The organism is Segatella copri (genome assembly GCF_015074785.1).
In the GTDB taxonomy this organism is placed as follows: domain Bacteria; phylum Bacteroidota; class Bacteroidia; order Bacteroidales; family Bacteroidaceae; genus Prevotella.
On the sequence record NZ_CP042464.1, the window covers coordinates 2,491,309 to 2,510,449 of the forward strand.

Genomic DNA, 19,141 nt, shown 5'->3' on the forward strand with positions numbered 1-19,141 from the left:
AGAGTAGGAACGATGACAACTTAAGCCGAAAAGAACGAAAAAGTAAATAATTTAATATAATACATTAACTTAAAAATCAAGCAAATGATGAAGCAGGTAAAAATTAAATTGCCTCTCAGAGCGTTGACCCTAGCAAGCGGTCTGCTTCTGACGGTGAGTTCCTTTGCGCAGAGTAATGCAATTAAGGGACATGTGAAGGATGCTTCTGGTGAGCCTATCATGGGTGCTACCATTACAGTTAACGGTAAGGCAGTGGGCATTACCGACATGGATGGTAACTTCTCAGTTGATGCAGCGCCAGGTGCTAATCTTACTTTCACTTATCTGGGAATGACTCCAAAAACAATCAAAGCAACATCTAACATGATGATTACCTTGGTTGACGACCAGAAGTCTTTGAACGAGGTCGTTGTCATTGGTTATGGTCGCGCTAAGAAGAACGACTTGACTGGTTCTGTTACAGCTATCAAGCCAGATGAGATGTCAAAGGGTATCACAAGCAGTGCCTCTGATATGTTGGTAGGTAAGATTGCCGGTGTAGATGTACAGACTGGTGGCGGTCAGCCTGGTACCGGTGCACAGATTCGTATCCGTGGTGGTGCTTCTCTGAGTGCTTCTAATGACCCTCTCTACGTAATCGATGGTTTGGCTATTGACAACAATACCAACAAGGGTATGAGTAACGTCTTAGCCATGATTAACCCTAACGATATCGAGAGCTTCACTGTATTGAAAGATGCTTCTGCTACAGCAATTTACGGTTCCCGTGCTTCTAATGGTGTCATCATCATTACAACCAAGAAGGGACGTTCTGGTCAGAAGCCTTCTGTTACTTATAATGGCAACGTAACACTGTCAACCATCCAGAAGAAATATGATGTGATGAATGCCAGCGAGTACAAGCAGGCTCTTACCTCTCTTGGTATCGACACAAGCACATTAGGCAGTTACGATACAGACTGGCAGAATGAGATTTTCCGCACCTCTGTTTCTACTAATCACAACATTAGTATTCAGGGTGGTCTGAAGAATATGCCTTATCGCGTCAGCTTAGGTTTCGAAGACAACAATGGTATTGTCAAGACAACATGGATGAAGCGTTTCAATACATCTGTCAATGTTGCTCCTTCTTTCCTCGATAAGCACTTGAACTTCAACTTCACAGCAAAGTATATGTTCGAGAAGGACCGCTATGCAAAAGTTGGTGATGCTATCGGTAATGCATTGTCAATGGATCCTACACAGCCTGTATATGGAAATGGTGAAGACTACAAATACGTTGGTGGATATTTCCAGTACTTGCAGAACAAGAGCGACCAGATTAGCGATCCTGATTGGAAGAAGATGGCTGCCTCTCAAGTTACACAGAACCCAGTTGCAGTTCTCGACAACTACAAGTGTATAGCAAAGTCTAATGATATTTCAGGAAACCTTGAGGTAGACTACAAGATTCATGGCTTCGAAGACTTGCATTTGCATGCTGCCATCGGTGCCCAGTATACAGATGGTAAGCAGAATGAAGACATTTCCAAGTATTCCTTCTCTAACAACTATTTTGGATATTATGGCACTGACCATCAATACAAATATAGCATCGAAGGAAAAGCTTTTGCTGAATATGCACACAAGTTCGGTGTTCATGATATCGACATCATGGCAGGTGCAGAGCAGAGCCACTACCACAGAACAGGCTATAACTACGGAAGTGGTATTGATGAGTACTTGAGAGACAACAATCCTCAGTTCGTTGAAGCAGATGGTAAAATGAACTATATATATAGTCCAACGTATCAGAAGAACACCATGTGGAAGGCTCACAACTCATTGGTGTCTTACTTCGGACGTTTTAATTACAACTTGTTAGATCGCTATTTGCTTACAGCAACATTCCGTGCCGATGGTTCTTCTCGTTTCAAAAAAGGCAAGAAGTGGGGTTACTTCCCTGCTGCAGCCTTTGCTTGGAAGATTAACAACGAACCTTTCTTGAAGGACGCAAAATGGCTTGATGAGTTGAAGCTCCGCTTGGGTTGGGGTATGACTGGTCAGCAGAATGGTATTCCAGACTTCTACTATACTCCTGTATATACAGTCAGCGATACTTATGCACAGTATCCATTTGGTGACAAATATTATATAACCATGCGTCCATCAGCATACAATCCTGAATTGACTTGGGAAAAGACAACAACCTACAATGCTGGTTTAGACTTCACCGCTCTCAATGGTCGTTTCGGTATGAATGTGGATGGTTACTATCGTAAGACTACCGACCTTCTGTCAACAATTGCCATCGCCGGTGGTACTAACTTTGGCGACCAGCTTCTGAAGAATATTGGTTATTTGGAAAACTATGGTGTTGAATTGGCATTCGATGTCAAGCCTATTGTTACAAAGGACTTCATATGGGATGTAACCTACAACGTAGGATGGAACCACAACGAAATCACACAATTGGATGCAGGTTTGCAAGACTGGGTATGGACTGGAGATAAAGTATCTCGAGGTAACAACACCAAGATTCAGGTAAACAAGGTAGGCCAGCCTATCAAATCATTCTATGTTTTCCAGCAGGTTTATGATGAAAACGGCAAACCTATCGAGGGTCTGTATGTTGACCGCGACGGAAATGGTACAATCGATGATGACGACCGCTATTGCTACAAGAGCCCAGCTCCTGACGTAATCATGGGTCTCACCACCAAGTTCATCTATAAGAACTGGGACTTCAGTGCAGCATTCCATGCCTCTATCGGCAACTATGTTTACTACGATTTCTTGAACGAGAAGGCAGTTTTAGCCGACCTCAATAAAGACAACATCTTCAGAAATACTACAGCAGAAGCTGTTGATCTTGGTTTCTGGGGTAAAACCTCAAAAGCAACCAACACCAGTGACTACTTCGTACGCAATGCTTCTTACTTGAAGTGTACAAACATGACATTGGGATATAGCTTCCCTGCATTGATTAAGGCTGGTGCTGAGAAGATTTGCAGTGGTCGAATTTTCTTCACAGTTCAGAACCCATTCATCATTTCCAAGTATAAGGGTATTGACCCTGAGGTAAGCAGTGGTATCGACAGTAATCCTTACCCACGTCCAATAAGCTTCCAGCTTGGTTTGAATCTTAACATCTAAAAATAAAAAAGGAGACAATTATGAAAAAACTATTTATAACGACTGCAATGGCAAGTATGTTGTGCATGGGCTTTGTCTCATGCGCAGACGAACTGAATATCAAGTCCATTGATCCACAGTCTTCCCCAACATATACTGCGGAGGGCCTCTTGGCTAAACAGTATGCAACCCTCGGTCTTACAGGTCAGAAAGGTCCTGCTGGTTCAGCAGACTTGAGTGGAGACGAGGGTGAGAGCGGATTTATCCGTACCGTCTTCAACTTGCAAGAATTAATGACAGACGAAATTTTGTGGGCATGGCAAGACAATGAAGGTATTGCCGCTATTACCAACATGAACTGGGATAAGAGTAATGCACGAGTAAACTGGGCATACCAGCGATTAATTTTCGACATCACCCTGTACAACCAGTTTATTTCCGAGCAGACAGGTAAGATGAGCGAAGATAAGATTGCAGAAGTCCGCTTCCTCCGTGCACTGAACTACTATTATTTCCTCGACCTGTATCGCAAGGCTCCTTTCAAGGAAACCTTCGACAGCAATCTCCCTATTGAGAAAAGCGGCAAGGATCTCTACGAGTGGCTTGACAACGAGTTGACTACCATCGAGCCTATGATGGCAGAGGTGGGTGCTTATAATAACAGTGAGAATTTCGGACGTGCCGACCGTGGTGCAGCTTATGCCCTCCATGCTCGTTTGGCACTTAACTCAGCTGTTTATACAGATGGTCAGGTTAAGGACTACCAGAAGGCTATCGATTATTGCGACAAGATTATCAATAGCGGCAAATATGACCTTTCTCGCGAAGCAAAGAATGGCTACAGCGGTTACCAGCAGTTGTTCATGGGCGACAATGATTGCAATCCAGAGGCTATGAAGGAAATCATCTTTGCTGTTCGTCAGGATGGTTTGAAGACTCGCCAGTATGGCGGTTCTACTTATCTCGTAGCAGCCTGCACAAAAGCTGGCATGCCATCAGCAAGTACCGCTGACCCTTGGAAATGTATCTTTGCACGCGAAGACTTGGTTAAGAAGTTCTTCCCTGACGGGAAAATTCCTATGGCAACTACAGATGATGTTTTACCTAATGCAACAAAGGATCAGATTATCGCAAAAGATAATGAGAAAGGCATCGGCACAGACGATGTTATAGCACAGGCAAAAGACGACCGAGCTTTGTTATACATGGGTGTAGGTGGCTGCGAAAGTGGAAAAGTTCGTACACTCAATCCAGGTGATGCTATCACAGACCCTCTGAACGGTGCGGCTATCGTAAAGTGGAGCAATTTCCACGCAGATGGTACAGCACAGCATGACCAGAACTTTTCAGACACCGACATCCCATTGTTCCGCCTGGCAGAAATCTATCTGACCCGAGCAGAAGCTAAGTTCCGTCTCAACGGCAGTCAGGAAGGTTTGGCTGACATCAAGTTAGTTCAGGACCGTGCTCACCGTGGGACAGAAGCTACATCAGTAGATAATCAGACCCTTATTGACGAATGGTGCCGTGAGTTCTATTTGGAAGGCCGCCGTCGTTCAGACTTGGTTCGTTTTGGCTTGTTCAGTGGTTCAGCGTATCTCTGGAGTTTCAAGGGTGGTGTACCTAATGGTGCAGGTATTGAATCGCATTTCGATATCTACCCTATCCCAGGTAATGAGACTAAGAACAACCCTAACATGACACAGAACCCAAAATACTAATTGTTAGGTTAACAGATTAAATTAAAAAAGAAAGAATTATGAAAAAGATATTCAAATTCATGCTGTTGCCAGCATTGGTACTCCCTTTGCTCTTTACATCATGCGATGATGACAGAGACAGCAACCCTACATTGGACTTGAGTCATGTTGCAGATGGATTTGTATTGAACACTCCTGCCGTAGCAGAAAACAATACTTACGATCTCATCAGTGCAAAAAGTTTAAGATTGACATGTTCTCAGCCAAACTATGGTGGAGTACCTTACTCTATGAGATATTACGTACAGGTATCTATCGATCCAGCATTCGTCAGCGATGGTACTGCAACTCACACAGAGTTAGCGACATTCTATAGAACTGCCGATATGCAAGTTAATGCAACTGAAATAAACAACGCTATAGTAGCTCTCTTCCAGGCTGCAAATCCAGATACAAGTGTTCCTGCAGAAATGCCTGTTTACATTCGCTTGCGTGCTGTGATTGGAGACGCTACTGATACAAGTTTGGGCGAGACATTCTCAAATACCATCACCTTGCGTTCTGTGAAGGCTACTTATGAGGCTCCTGATGCTAAATTCACTGACAACCTCTACTTGATTGGTAGTTCTATTCAGGATCCATGGAAGAGTTGGAAACCAATTCCTAAGGTCTTTGGTTTGGAAGGTAACTACTATGGTATAATCTACTTGCCAGCTGGTGGTGAGTTCAAGTGGGGTACCGAGAACAATGACGACCGCGGTTACAACCGTATCAAGGAAATCAACGATGAGGCCAACGCCGGTATCTCAGAAGGTGAAGAGCATAGAATCAAGGTAGCAAACGCAGGTTGGTACACTCTTCACTTCAAGGGTAAGATTACAGAAGACAAGAAGAATATTGACTGGACACTGACTGTTTACCCAACAAAGGTTTACATCTTAGGTGGTAGTGTCGAGATGTCTGGTACTTGGGCATTTGATGACGCTTATGCTCTGACAGCTCCAGCAGATAAGAATGGCAAATGGGTTTCTCCAGCATTCACTGCCAGCGCAGAGCTTCGCGCAGCTGTCAAGGTAGGCAAATTAGATTGGTATCGTACAGAGTTCACTCTTTACAAGGGCAACGTCTTCTGGCGTAGATATGATATCGTAAACAGCTGGGCTGAGACTGAGGGCGCAGATTACTCTGTAACTACCCAAGTTGGACAGAAGTTGTATATCGACTTTGATAATTACACAGCAGAAGTTAAATAATTAAGACCAAAGCACAATGAAAAAAACATTATTATATAGCTTAGCAGTCTTGGCAAGTGTTACACTTGCCAGCTGCAACGGCGACTACGATGATTGGGCTAATCCTCAGACCAATCCACAGGAGGCCTCAGCTGCCAAATACGGAATTACTTTCGCAGCAGGTACTGAAGCTGAAAGTAGCTTGCCAGACGATGACGGTATTATCAATCTCGTCACAGTCAATTCATCAGATGCAGATGTTACAGGTTTCACACTCAAAGACTTGAAAGTAAATGGCGAAGCCATTAAAGGCGAAATCAACGGTAACAGCATTCAGGTAGACGCAACAGAATTGGAGAAGATTCTCTGCAGCCAGAACAAATCACGCGCAAGCGTTGCTCGTGACATCAACGTTGAGTCAAAGGTTTCTGCCAACTTGGCATCAGGTGATGCCGTTGCCATCAATACCGTAGGTACGACTACAGCCAAACTTAAGCCATCCCCAACTCCTGCTATTGATGAGAAAGGTTACTACATGCTCGGTGAAGTTAATGGCAATGGATGGAAGCCAAAAGAACCTGTATGGATGAACAAAGTGTCTGATGGTGTTTACCAGCTCAAGGTCACCACAGAGAAAGATAAGAACTATTTTAAGTTCTACGAAGGTAGCAAGTGGGATGAAACCGGCAACTGGGATGTTATCAACACAGGTGTCTTGGGTTGCGAGAAAGACGGTAGCGAAGATGCTTCTGGTACAATCTATTATACTGGCGACAGCTGGGGTACTCCACAGTCAATGGTTATCGTAGGTACTGGTACATGGATTGTAACTCTCGACATGAACAACCTGTCTTACTCTGTAGGCAAGCCTATCCTCTATATGGCAGGCGATGCTAATGGCTGGGCAACAAATGACTATCTCGCAGGTGAAGATGGTGTAAAATTCACTGGTTACATGTACCTGAACCAGAATGGTTTCAAGTTCTGTACTCAGCCAGAGTGGAAGGGCACCAACTATGGCGCAGACTTCAATACAGCTCCAGATGCAGCCAACATCACTATTACAGAACCTGCAGGTTACTATCAGGTAGATGTTGACTTATCTGAGAAAACTTACACTCTGACTCCTATTACATCTATTGGAATCATTGGTAGCGCATCACCTAATGGTTGGGAGTCAGACGTAGATATGACTTACGTTCCTTACAATAAAGATACCAAGGAAGTTAATGGCTACTGGGAAGTTAAGAACATCACATTGAGTGCTGGTGAAATCAAGTTCCGCGCCAACGACGATTGGGCCATCAGTTGGGGTGGAGAGTTAGATAACCTCACAACAAAGAATGGTGGAAACATCACTGTAGAAGCAGGTACTTACAACATCAAGCTTTATGCTTGGGCTGAAGGCTTTGCTAAATGTGTGATGACAAAGAAGTAAGCATTTGCTTCATCAAATAAACTTAAAATTAATAGGCGGCTCTCAATTCCGAGAGTCGCCTATTTTTTTTCTTTCTCCTCATCCTTTTCAAGTATTTTTTCCCTAAAACCTTGGAAGTTACGAGGAAAAGTCGTATCTTTGCCAACGAATAGCAATATTGCGTCCACGACCTTATAAAGCGTAAGCAGATGGCAAGATTTATAGACCCACGTGTCGATTGGGCTTTCAAGCGAATCTTTGGAAGCGAGGACACGAAAGAATGTCTGATCACATTCCTCAACGGACTGTTTGAAGACGAGTTGGTAATCAAGGACGTGACGTTTGCCAAGACCGAAAAACTTGGCTTGCGCCCCGATGACCGCGGTGTGGTCTTCGATGTCTATTGCATCACAAACGAAGGCAAGCATGTCATCGTAGAGATGCAGAAGAAAGAGCAGGAATACTTTGCCGACAGGGCATTGTATTACACGGCACGTGCCATTGTGCAGCAAGGCATCCGTGGAATCTGGGACTACCACTTGGCTCCAGTCTATACGGTATGTTTCATGGACTTTGTATCGCAAAGTCCGATATTAAAGGAGTTTCGCACCGATCTGGTGCTTACCGACTTGCAGACACGCCAGCGAGTGTCCGACAGGATGCGTATTGTGTACCTCCAACTGCCATTGTTCGACAAGCATACGGAGGCAGAGTGTATGGATATATTTGATTGTTGGATTTATATAGTGAAGAATATGAACATGTTTGAACAGATGCCATTCAGCGAGAAGTATCCAGTCTTCCGCAAATTGGCAGAGATAGGCGACCTCCGCAAGCTTTCCCGCGAGGAACTAGAGCTGTATGACGAGGACATCAAGAATATGCGTGATATATATGCCACCAGAAAGTTTGATGAGAAGAGAGGGATGGAAAAAGGTATGGCGAAAGGTATGACGAAAGGTATGGAAAAAGAAAAGCTAGCCACAGCTCGCCGCCTTCTGTCAATGGGCCTTTCTGATGAGCAAGTATCAACAGCCACCGAACTCCCACTGGAGGAAATCCAGAAAATGAAGGAATAAGAAGAGATTACTAGGCGGTTCTCGAACATATCGGGAGCCGCCTATTTTTATTTTCTACTGCCACATTGTGCCACGCTATCATATCAAACAGCTATATCTACAACTATTGCCATCATGGGTACCTTTACCACAAGTCAAAGAATAAGATTCCTCCCTCAAATCCTTGCGAGTTTCAAAATAAAGTCGTATATTTGCAGACGAAACATTCTTAAACTTAGAAAACATGGAACAAGAGCATAAGCAAGGAGAATTGAGCATAGGTAACTTTCAAAAGTATCCTGTATTGCTGAAGCAGATAAAGCAACGCATTTCTTTTGCCCAACAGAAAGCCATGTACGCAGCCAACGAGGAGCTGCTACGCATGAATTGGGACATCGGTGAAATGCTTACCAAAAGCCAAGAGACTGATGGTTGGGGCAAGAAGACTCTACAGCGCCTAGCTGTAGATCTTAAGAATGAGTATCCTGAAAGGAAAGGATTCTCCGTAAGAAACATGCAGTGCATGATGCAGTTTTACCAGGAGTATAACAAGGAGCTAACTTGGGTAAAAATGCATAATTATGCAATTGCGCAACCATCGGTTGCGCAATTGGAAGGTAGTAATAAAGAACTACCTATCAAGCATTTATCTTGGACTCACAACATCATCCTTATCCAACGAGTAAAAGATATAAAAGCTCGATATTGGTATATGATACAATGCATAACTAGTCATTGGTCTAAAGAATACTTGACAGAAACCATCAAGCTGGACTATTATGGCAAGCATGGAGCATTGGCTAATAACTTTGCCACAACCCTCCCTGCAAAGGAAGCCCAAGAAGTACAGTCTTTACTAAAAGACCCTTACATCTTCGACATGCTTACCTTTACTGAGCAATATGATGAGCGAGACATAGAAATCGGTCTTATCAAGCACATAGAGAAATTCCTCGTAGAAATGGGGGCAGGCTTTGCTTTTATGGGAAGACAATATCACATTGAGGTCTCAGGCGATGACTATTATATCGACATGCTGATGTATAATACATTCATGCATAGATATATGGTGATAGAACTGAAAGCTACTGAGTTTATGCCAGAATATATCGGCAAACTAAACTTCTATTGCTCTGCCATAGATGACACGCTTTGCAGAGAAGGCGACAACAAGACTATCGGCCTGCTTCTCTGCAAGACCAAAGACAGAATAAAAGCAGAATATGCACTTCGTGATATACAGAAGCCAATTGGTGTATCCGACTATGAATTAGGTCAAGCTCTGCCGAAAGATTTTCGCAGCAACCTTCCTTCCATTGAAGAAATCGAAAAGGGACTCAACGAATGGAATCAAGAATAACATCCAATAGGCGGCTCTCGAACATATCGGGAGCCGCCTATTTTTTATCTCCACCCCTTCTATTTTTACTACCTCGTACCAGAGTTTTGTTCCTCACGACGGCACCTTTGTGCCCTCGCTATGGCAAAGGAGTGCCCTCGGGAGGAATTTTTCACGACATCCTCAATGCAGATATCCCCATACCTTGTTGCAATTGTGACCACCTCCATAACATTCAGCTTTAGTAGATAATTATTATTAAAAAACTAGAAAACATTTGGCGGTCTCGTTTTTTATTGCGTAATTTGCGTTGCGTAAAAAGCGCAATGAACGTTTGTATAATGAATGATAACAAGATATGGCAAGATTGAACAATCCTTTTGTGGTATATGGCTATAAGGGCGCAGAGTATTTCTGCGACCGCCAGAAAGAGACGGAGAAAATGATTTCTTCGCTGCATAATGAACGTAACATCACGTTGGTTGCCCCACGCCGTATGGGTAAGACGGGATTAATTCATCATGTATTCCATCAGATGGAGGAGCAATATGCGGAAGTGAAGTGTTTCTATCTCGACATCTTTGCCACCAAGAATCTGGAACAGATGGTGCAACTGATGGCTTCTGAAATCATCGGAAAGCTGGATACTGTTTCCCAATCAGCCCTTCGGAAGGTACAGGAATTCTTCAGCAGCTGGCGTCCTACTCTGACGATAGATGAATTGACAGGCATTCCTTCTTTTTCTTTAGACTTGAAACCGAGTGAAGGGAAGGAGAGTTTGAAGCGAATCTTTGAGTATTTAAAGCAATCGGGAAAGCGATGCTACATTGCCATTGATGAGTTTCAGCAGATATTAAGTTATCCGGAAGATGGGGTTGAGGCGATGATCCGTTCTTATATCCAGTTCTTGCCGAATGTATATTTCGTGTTTTCGGGCAGTCAGCTGCACATGATGCAGGAGATGTTTCTGTCGGCAAACCGTCCTTTCTTCCAGAGTTCGCTGGTGTTGTCTTTGCCTTGCATCGGGGAGCAGGTGTATCGGGAGTTTGCCAATCGCTTGTTGGCATCTCAGCACAGGTCGATAGATGAATCTACCTTTTCTTATATTTATCAGCAGTCTGATCGTGTAACCTGGTATGTGCAGTCGATATTGCATGGCATCTACGAGCATGCTTCTTCCGAGATTACGAAGTCTCTGGTAGATGAGGTGATTCTGGAACTGATTGAGGAGCAGGCGATGACTTATCAGAACTATTGTGCCTGGCTAACCGAGAACCAGCAGATGCTTTTGGGGGCGATAGCTCGTGAGCATTTGGTATCTTCGCCGTTGAGCCAGCAGTTTATCAGCACCCACCATCTTCCAGCTACGAGCAGCGTGAAAACAGCATTAAAGGCATTGGTAGATAAGCAGCTGGTAAGCAAGACTCCTACTGGCTATCTGGTTAGCGACCGCTTCTTTGCGAAATGGCTGGTGAGAGGAGGAATCATAGCCAACTGAGGAAATGAAAATTACGTCCCGATGCTTGGCTATGGTGAGATGGATGATAACAATGCCGCAACTTATACGATGCAAGGAATCAATTATAACGATGCAAGGAAGCCTTTCTTGCAATTGCGTGACATTTGTCATGCGTTTATACGACACTTGTCGTACGGCCGGATGACAAATGTCGTATAATCACATGACATATATCAAAGTATAAATAAACCTAATATTTCAGGGCAGACGCATTAAATATTTTATTCGTTAACATCTGCGTTGTGCAGTTGTAACTTACTGAATATTAACATTATATATTTGTATATATGAAATATTTTTTGTACCTTTGTAAAGAAATAATTAACAAATAAAAGGTACAAAATGAGCATTATTAAGTTATCTAAACAAATAGCCGACCCACGAGTTGCGGGTCGAACTGTCCATAAAATGGAACATATCATTTACATTACAATCGCTGCGGTAATTGCAGGAGCTCAATCTTGGAACGAAATTGCAGAGTTTGGAAAAAGTAAGTTAGACTTCTTCAAAAAGCGTTTGCAGGGGTTGGAGACTATTCCAAGCCATGACACCTTCAATCGTTTCTTTTCTATCTTTGATCCAAAAGGATTTGAAGAGATCTTCAGAAACTGGGTTAGAGAAATTGTAGGGGAAGTCAAAGGTGTTGTTGCCATTGATGGCAAGCTTATGCGTGGATCAAGCAAGTGTGATGCCGAGCACACTATTGGTCAAGCTGACTTCCGCACATGGATCGTATCTGCTTGGTCAGCAGACAACAGCATATCACTTGGGCAAGAGAAAGTCGGTGAAAAAACAAATGAAATCACGGTCGTTCCCAAGTTGCTTAGTGCTATAGACGTGTCAAATGCCATTGTGACAATAGATGCTATGGGATGCCAAACTTCTATAACAGAGAAAATCATAGAAGGCAAGGGGGACTATATTATCGCCTTGAAGGAAAATCAGAAGAAAAGTTACGAATTTGCTAAGGACATGATTTACGAGCATGAGTATAGAGGCAATTGTAATGTAGTGACAAAACATTATTCCTTTAATGAGGGACATGGTCGTCAGGAAGAAAGAACCTGCATTGTTGTAAGCTATGGGGACATAATGCAGAGAATGTTTAAGAACAGGTTTGTTGGGTTAAGGTCTGTTGTCGGGATTACCTCAAGAAGATCTGTTGCGACATCTGGTGAAACATCTGAGGAAACAAGATACTATATAACTTCCTTAAGTAATGAAGACCCCGAAAAGATAGCAAGCGCCATTAGGCAACATTGGTCCATAGAAAACAACTTGCATTGGCAATTGGACATTACTTTCAGAGAAGACGAAAGTAAGAAAGTCAAAAATGCAGCGAGGAACTTCTCTACCATAAGCAAAATGGTCCTCTCCATCTTGAAAAATGACAAGACGACCAAGGGAAGTCTCAACCTGAAAAGATTGAAGGCAGGCTGGGATGAAGAGTACCTGTCAAAACTTTTGGAGGGCAGCGCAATTTAATGCGTTTGCCCTGCCTAATATTTTACACCAAAAGATACAAGTTATCACATTATTATATATATATGCATCATCTTTCATAGAAGACAAAGAATGCGAATTCAACAAGCAAGTGCAAAAATCCATCCCATTGTCTGTTAAAGAATATAATCATAAAAATCTTGAAAACGTGCAGAAGGCTTAATACGATTTGCATAACGTAAAGGCATACAAAAAAGGCGGCTCCCGATATGTTCGAGAACCGCCTAGTAATCTCTTCTTATTCCTTCATTTTCTGAATTTCCTCCAGTGGGAGTTCGGTGGCTGTTGATACTTGCTCATCAGAAAGGCCCATTGACAGAAGGCGGCGAGCTGTGGCTAGCTTTTCTTTTTCCATACCTTTCGCCATACCTATTTCCATCCCTCTCTTTTCATCAAACTTTCTGGTGGCATATATATCACGCATATTCTTGATGTCCTCGTCATACAGCTCTAGTTCCTCTCGGGAGAGCTTGCGGAGGTCGCCTATTTCTGCCAACTTGCGGAAGACTGGATACTTCTCGCTGAATGGCATCTGTTCAAACATGTTCATATTCTTCACTATATAAATCCAACAATCAAATATATCCATACACTCTGCCTCCGTGTGCTTGTCGAACAATGGCAGTTAGATTAATTATAATACAATGTTTGTAATAGAGTATTTCATTCTAAGCACTGTTTGATTAAGTCGTGAGCATCTTTTGCATGATATACTCTGCCAGCTTTAACATCTTCTAGGGCTTCTTCAATTCCACTTTTCTTTTCGGTTTGAATAACCCAGCCAAACTTCTTTGCCAGTTCCTTTAATAAGTTGAAGTCAACTTGCGGAACAGTTATAGTTGTTTTTATATTATTTATAGCTACATTCATATTGCTTTCCTTTTAATGTTATTTTTAATGCTACCGCAAAGAAAATGCAAACGAGCGCAAAGAAAGCTTGCTTTCAATTTGCCGAGTGCAGCTTTTCTTATGCAAAGATACGACTTTTCTCTTTAATATCCAAATGTTTAAGTGAAAAATACTTGAAAAGGGGGAGGAGAAAAAGAAAATAGGCGACTCCCGGAATGGAGGAGAGTCGCCTATTGAATATTGTTGTTTCGATGATGAAACGAAGGATTATTTATTCTTTGATTTTCCAATGGCCTCCAAATGTAGAAGAACCAACACGCTCTATTCTTTTTTGAGCCTTTAGCTTTTCTATATGTTTTTGTATTGCACTTGCCTTGATAGCTAGTTTGTCCACGAGCTCTTGTCTTGTTATATACGGATTGTCTTTTATTAATTCAAAAACCTTTTCAATTGTTTTTGGTAATCCTGTTTGACCACCAGTTTGACCACCAGTTTGACCACCAGTTTGACCACCAGTTTCATTAGGAATAGGTAATCGTAGTTCTACCTCTTGTAACTCGTATTTATCTATTAATTCAGGCTTACCCCAACCTGCCTTTTGCCAAGCAGAGATAATTTTTGGAAATCCAGAACCTATATTCTCACCATATCCTATCATACGGAGCATATTCTGTATTCTTGGGTTGCGTGCTTTTGAAACCCCACCTTCATAGATGTTTTCTATCGGAAGTTTCAAATTTCCTGGATTCCGTAAGCATAGGCAGTCATCATGCTTTTCTATCCTTAAGATACCACTATCCAAGAATAGGTCAGAGTGAATAATCGAGTTGGTAAATCCTTCTCTTACAGCTTTCATTTGTGGTGTGTCATCTACACGCTGATAACCTACCATATGAAAAGGGTGAGGTAAGTCGAATGTCAACTTAGGCATAACAATTCTAAAGAATTGATACAAGTTGTTCTCCCAACGCCCATCGTAAGTTAGTCTGTCTCTATATCTTTCCTCACCTTCTAGATGGCTCATGTCGAGATAGTCCATGCGAAAATTTCCAAATCGCTCCCTTATGGCTACCCCTGTTCCAAACATCATTAGTCCTGCTACCGTCAGTCCTTCTTTTCCTGTTTGTCTATTCTTAGTATATCCACCTAAAAGTCGCAAGAATTCTTTATCGTCCTTATCGTTCCATTCATGGTCGGCATTTAGTATTCTGAATTGATTACGGTAACCATGGAGTGTATTTGTATCAATGTCATCCAGAGTAAAACCATCTAGTAATCCTCCGTCATTGCCATCTTCGTTAGCATCACGAATCATGGCTCTTACTTCCATTTCTGTGCAATGGTAATCACCTTCATGGTTGCGTTTGAAGGAACCTTTGTAAGGATTTTCATTTAAGAAGACAGGCTTCATTCGCCAATCTGCTTGTGGCACGTGGATACATATAATAGATTTCCCGTCTATTGTATGTACCTCTACATCTGAGTCAAGCAAAATGTTTCTATTTACTTTGTTACTATTGATGGTGTTCCATAAATCAGAGATAAGCTTAGGGATATTGTCAACTCCGATGATAGTAAAACGTTTGGCAACATCCGTTTCTTTTCTATTTTCGTCTATACCTAATAATATATAGCCACCAATAGTGTTGGCAAAAGCGGAATATGACTCCCAAACAGATTTTGGGAGCTCCGTCTTTGCTTTTTTGCATTCCAGGGTAAGTCGTTCGCCTTGGGCAAGCATTTGCTTAATTTCTGTTTCTGTCATGCCTTGTCTTTGTTAGTTGGTGGCAAAGATACGTTTTTTTCTCGTAACTTCCAAGTTTTTTAGGGAAAATGTGGGGATGATGATGATGAAAAAATAAGTGTTTCTTTTCGGGGCACCTGCATAAACCTGTGTTTAGGCATAAATGTTAGTAAGTCTAAACAGGAAGAACTTGGGAAGCCTTTCTTACGATTGACGTTTTGCGGAGCCGCTTATCATTATATTACGGTTGTACAACTAAAAGGGTTATAGTTGTACGACTATAAAGCTACGGTTGTACGACTAAAGGGTGTATAGTTGTACGACTAAAGAGGTTATAGTTGTACGACTAAAAGGTGTTGTCACTAGGCTCAGCAGAGGTGCTGACTGCAGTCAGCAGACCTGCTGACTAGGCTCGGCAGAGCTGCTGAGCCTAGTGGCAATGTCTGAGAAGGTATATTCCCAGGGCAGACGCATTAAATATTTTATTCGTTAACATCTGCGTTGTGCAGTTGTAACTTACTGAATATTAACATTATATATTTGTATATATGAAATATTTTTTGTACCTTTGTAAAGAAATAATTAACAAATAAAAGGTACAAAATGAGCATTATTAAGTTATCTAAACAAATAGCCGACCCACGAGTTGCGGGTCGAACTGTCCATAAAATGGAACATATCATTTACATTACAATCGCTGCGGTAATTGCAGGAGCTCAATCTTGGAACGAAATTGCAGAGTTTGGAAAAAGTAAGTTAGACTTCTTCAAAAAGCGTTTGCAGGGGTTGGAGACTATTCCAAGCCATGACACCTTCAATCGTTTCTTTTCTATCTTTGATCCAAAAGGATTTGAAGAGATCTTCAGAAACTGGGTTAGAGAAATTGTAGGGGAAGTCAAAGGTGTTGTTGCCATTGATGGCAAGCTTATGCGTGGATCAAGCAAGTGTGATGCCGAGCACACTATTGGTCAAGCTGACTTCCGCACATGGATCGTATCTGCTTGGTCAGCAGACAACAGCATATCACTTGGGCAAGAGAAAGTCGGTGAAAAAACAAATGAAATCACGGTCGTTCCCAAGTTGCTTAGTGCTATAGACGTGTCAAATGCCATTGTGACAATAGATGCTATGGGATGCCAAACTTCTATAACAGAGAAAATCATAGAAGGCAAGGGGGACTATATTATCGCCTTGAAGGAAAATCAGAAGAAAAGTTACGAATTTGCTAAGGACATGATTTACGAGCATGAGTATAGAGGCAATTGTAATGTAGTGACAAAACATTATTCCTTTAATGAGGGACATGGTCGTCAGGAAGAAAGAACCTGCATTGTTGTAAGCTATGGGGACATAATGCAGAGAATGTTTAAGAACAGGTTTGTTGGGTTAAGGTCTGTTGTCGGGATTACCTCAAGAAGATCTGTTGCGACATCTGGTGAAACATCTGAGGAAACAAGATACTATATAACTTCCTTAAGTAATGAAGACCCCGAAAAGATAGCAAGCGCCATTAGGCAACATTGGTCCATAGAAAACAACTTGCATTGGCAATTGGACATTACTTTCAGAGAAGACGAAAGTAAGAAAGTCAAAAATGCAGCGAGGAACTTCTCTACCATAAGCAAAATGGTCCTCTCCATCTTGAAAAATGACAAGACGACCAAGGGAAGTCTCAACCTGAAAAGATTGAAGGCAGGCTGGGATGAAGAGTACCTGTCAAAACTTTTGGAGGGCAGCGCAATTTAATGCGTTTGCCCTGGGTATATTCCACAGGGCAGACGCATTAAATATTTTGCACCAAAAGATACAAGTTATCACATTATTATATATATGCATCATCTTTCATAGAAGACCAAGAGCGCGAATTCAACAAGCAAGTGCAAAAATCCATCCCATTGTCTGTTGTTATGGACTTTATTTTTCCTGAAAATTTTATACCTTTGTGTCATGAAAAATCAAGGACAATTAGCGTTGGCACAATTAATTCTGCCATCAGAGATACTTTCAAATTTTGAAGTAGTACGTGTAGAAGAAGAGGCATCCCTTATTCGCATCTATCTTGATGAATCAGTTAAAGCTGATTATAAAGAGAACCCTTTGATTGAATCTAAAGGGTTCTGTGATGCCGTAACTATCCGTAACTTCCAAAGTTTTAGGGAAAAAATACTTGAAAAGGATGGAGAGAAAGAAAAAAATAGGCGACTCTCGGAATTGAGAGCCGCCTATTGATATCTAGTTTATTTGATGAAGCAAATGCTTACTTCTTAGTCATTTCACACTTTGCATAGCCATCAGCCCAAGGATAAAGCTTGATGTCGTATTTGCCTTCTTCTACAGCGATGTTTGCAGGATTACCCTTTGAAGTGAGGTTATCTAACTCTCCACCCCAGTTGATGGCCCAATCATCGTTAGCGCGGAACTTGATTACACCAGTTTTCAAAGTGATGTCTTTGACTTCCCAATAGCGACCTTCCTTAGTTTCTTTGTTGTAAGGAACATATTTCATATCAATGTCGTCGCCGCTCCAACCATTGACTGTTGCGTCACCAATGATACCAATAGTGGTGATAGGAGTCAGAGTGTACTTCTTTGTAGACAAATCAACATCTACCTTATAGTAACCTTCTGTTTCGTCCATGATGATGTTGTCACTTTCCTGACCGAAGAATGCACCACCATAGTTAGTACCATCCCAGTTTTGCTGAGAACAGAACTTGAAACCATTCTGGTTCAGATACATGAAACCAGTGTAGTTAACACCATCCTCACCTGAGAGGTAGTCAATCTGATCCCATCCATTAGCATCGCCTGCCATATAGAGCACAGGCTTAGCAAAAGAGTATGTCAGATTGTTCATGTCGAGTGTTACAATCCATGTACCAGCTCCTGGAATAACCATGGTCTGTAATTTACCCCAGCTATCGCCATAAAAATAGATATAGCCAGAACTATCTTCGCAACCATTCTCTTTGCATCCTAGAGCACCGGTGTCGATGATTTTCCAGTCACCGCCTTCATCGTACTTGCTGCCTGCATAGAACTTAAACCAGTTCTTGTCTGCAGTAGTTGTAACCTTCAACTGATATACTCCATCGCTAATCTTGTTCATCCAGACAGGAGATTTTGCATCCCACTCATTTCCGTTTATCTGACCGAGCATATAGTATCCCTTCTCATCGAGTTGAGGTGTTGCAGTTGGAGTAAACTTACCTGTAGTTTCACCTACAGAATTAATGGCAACGGCATCGCCTGATGCCAAGTTGACAGATACCTTTGACTCAACTTTCATATCACGTGCAACGCTGGCGCGTGAATTATTCTGATTGCAAAGAATCTTCTCTAATTCTGCTGCGTTTACCTGAATGTTGTTGCCATCGATTTCACCATTGATGGCTTCACCATTCACTTTCAGACTTTTAAGCGTGTAGCCGGTTACATTTGCATCTGTTGTATTGACAGTGACGAGATTGATGACTCCATCTGCGTCTGGCATACTACTCTCTGCTTCAGGACCCGCTGCAAAGGTGATTCCGTATTTTGCAGCTGAGGCTTCCTGCTCATTGGCCTGTGGGTTTGCCCAATCGTCGTAGTCGCCGTTGCAGCTGGCAAGTGTAACACTTGCCAAGACTGCTAAGCTATATAATAATGTTTTTTTCATTTTGCTTT

Annotated in this window: 14 protein-coding genes; 10 read left to right on the top strand and 4 right to left on the bottom strand. The window is 42.1% G+C overall.

Translation table 11 applies throughout. The annotated features are described in order from the left end of the window. Window positions 1–87: 87 nt before the first annotated feature. From FO447_RS10540 to FO447_RS10575, 8 genes are all read left to right on the top strand, one after another. The gene (locus FO447_RS10540) at window positions 88–3,135 is read left to right on the top strand and encodes a SusC/RagA family TonB-linked outer membrane protein (protein ID WP_200758558.1); all 3,048 of its coding nucleotides are present in this window, start codon (window positions 88–90) and stop codon (window positions 3,133–3,135) included. Window positions 3,136–3,155: 20 nt separating this feature from the next. Continuing rightward, window positions 3,156–4,835, top strand: a complete 1,680-nt coding sequence (susD, locus tag FO447_RS10545; protein WP_200756253.1) for a starch-binding outer membrane lipoprotein SusD — start codon at window positions 3,156–3,158, stop codon at window positions 4,833–4,835. A 38-nt stretch (window positions 4,836–4,873) separates the two neighbouring features. Beyond that, window positions 4,874–6,067, top strand: coding sequence for a SusF/SusE family outer membrane protein (locus FO447_RS10550; RefSeq protein WP_117695723.1), 1,194 nt, complete (start codon window positions 4,874–4,876; stop codon window positions 6,065–6,067). 16 nt (window positions 6,068–6,083) lie between these two features. Continuing rightward, the gene (locus FO447_RS16105; protein ID WP_234698985.1) at window positions 6,084–7,484 is read left to right on the top strand and encodes an Outer membrane protein SusF domain-containing protein; all 1,401 of its coding nucleotides are present in this window, start codon (window positions 6,084–6,086) and stop codon (window positions 7,482–7,484) included. 188 nt (window positions 7,485–7,672) lie between these two features. After that, the gene (locus FO447_RS10560; RefSeq protein ID WP_200756254.1) at window positions 7,673–8,542 is read left to right on the top strand and encodes an Rpn family recombination-promoting nuclease/putative transposase; all 870 of its coding nucleotides are present in this window, start codon (window positions 7,673–7,675) and stop codon (window positions 8,540–8,542) included. A gap of 223 nt (window positions 8,543–8,765) precedes the next feature. Beyond that, window positions 8,766–9,881 carry a PDDEXK nuclease domain-containing protein gene (locus FO447_RS10565; protein WP_200756255.1) on the top strand — a complete coding sequence of 372 codons (1,116 nt, stop codon included), beginning with the start codon at window positions 8,766–8,768 and terminating at the stop codon, window positions 9,879–9,881. Between the two features lie 337 nt (window positions 9,882–10,218). Then, window positions 10,219–11,358, top strand: coding sequence for an AAA family ATPase (locus FO447_RS10570; protein WP_200756257.1), 1,140 nt, complete (start codon window positions 10,219–10,221; stop codon window positions 11,356–11,358). Between the two features lie 363 nt (window positions 11,359–11,721). Then, window positions 11,722–12,864, top strand: a complete 1,143-nt coding sequence (locus FO447_RS10575) for an ISAs1 family transposase (protein ID WP_118139234.1) — start codon at window positions 11,722–11,724, stop codon at window positions 12,862–12,864. Window positions 12,865–13,120: 256 nt separating this feature from the next. On the opposite strand, the gene FO447_RS10580 is transcribed toward FO447_RS10575, so the two are convergent. From FO447_RS10580 to FO447_RS10590, 3 genes are all read right to left on the bottom strand, one after another. Next, the gene (locus FO447_RS10580; protein ID WP_262893215.1) at window positions 13,121–13,501 is read right to left on the bottom strand and encodes an Rpn family recombination-promoting nuclease/putative transposase; all 381 of its coding nucleotides are present in this window, start codon (window positions 13,499–13,501) and stop codon (window positions 13,121–13,123) included. Window positions 13,502–13,545: 44 nt separating this feature from the next. Further along, a complete protein-coding gene (locus FO447_RS10585; protein ID WP_200756261.1) occupies window positions 13,546–13,752 on the bottom strand; it encodes a hypothetical protein in 207 nt (68 codons plus the stop codon). Window positions 13,753–14,002: 250 nt separating this feature from the next. Then, window positions 14,003–15,496 (bottom strand): RNA-binding domain-containing protein, encoded by a 1,494-nt coding sequence (locus FO447_RS10590; RefSeq protein ID WP_200756263.1) that lies wholly within the window; start codon window positions 15,494–15,496, stop codon window positions 14,003–14,005. Window positions 15,497–16,078: 582 nt separating this feature from the next. On the opposite strand from FO447_RS10590, the gene FO447_RS10595 reads away from it, so the two are divergent. Both FO447_RS10595 and FO447_RS10600 read left to right on the top strand, forming a co-directional pair. Beyond that, the gene (locus FO447_RS10595) at window positions 16,079–17,221 is read left to right on the top strand and encodes an ISAs1 family transposase (RefSeq protein WP_118139234.1); all 1,143 of its coding nucleotides are present in this window, start codon (window positions 16,079–16,081) and stop codon (window positions 17,219–17,221) included. A 201-nt stretch (window positions 17,222–17,422) separates the two neighbouring features. Further along, window positions 17,423–17,704, top strand: a complete 282-nt coding sequence (locus tag FO447_RS10600; protein WP_234698986.1) for a hypothetical protein — start codon at window positions 17,423–17,425, stop codon at window positions 17,702–17,704. Window positions 17,705–17,732: 28 nt separating this feature from the next. Here the strand turns inward: FO447_RS10600 and FO447_RS10605 are convergent, their stop codons facing one another. Continuing rightward, the gene (locus FO447_RS10605; protein ID WP_200756265.1) at window positions 17,733–19,133 is read right to left on the bottom strand and encodes an Outer membrane protein SusF domain-containing protein; all 1,401 of its coding nucleotides are present in this window, start codon (window positions 19,131–19,133) and stop codon (window positions 17,733–17,735) included. Window positions 19,134–19,141: the final 8 nt, after the last annotated feature.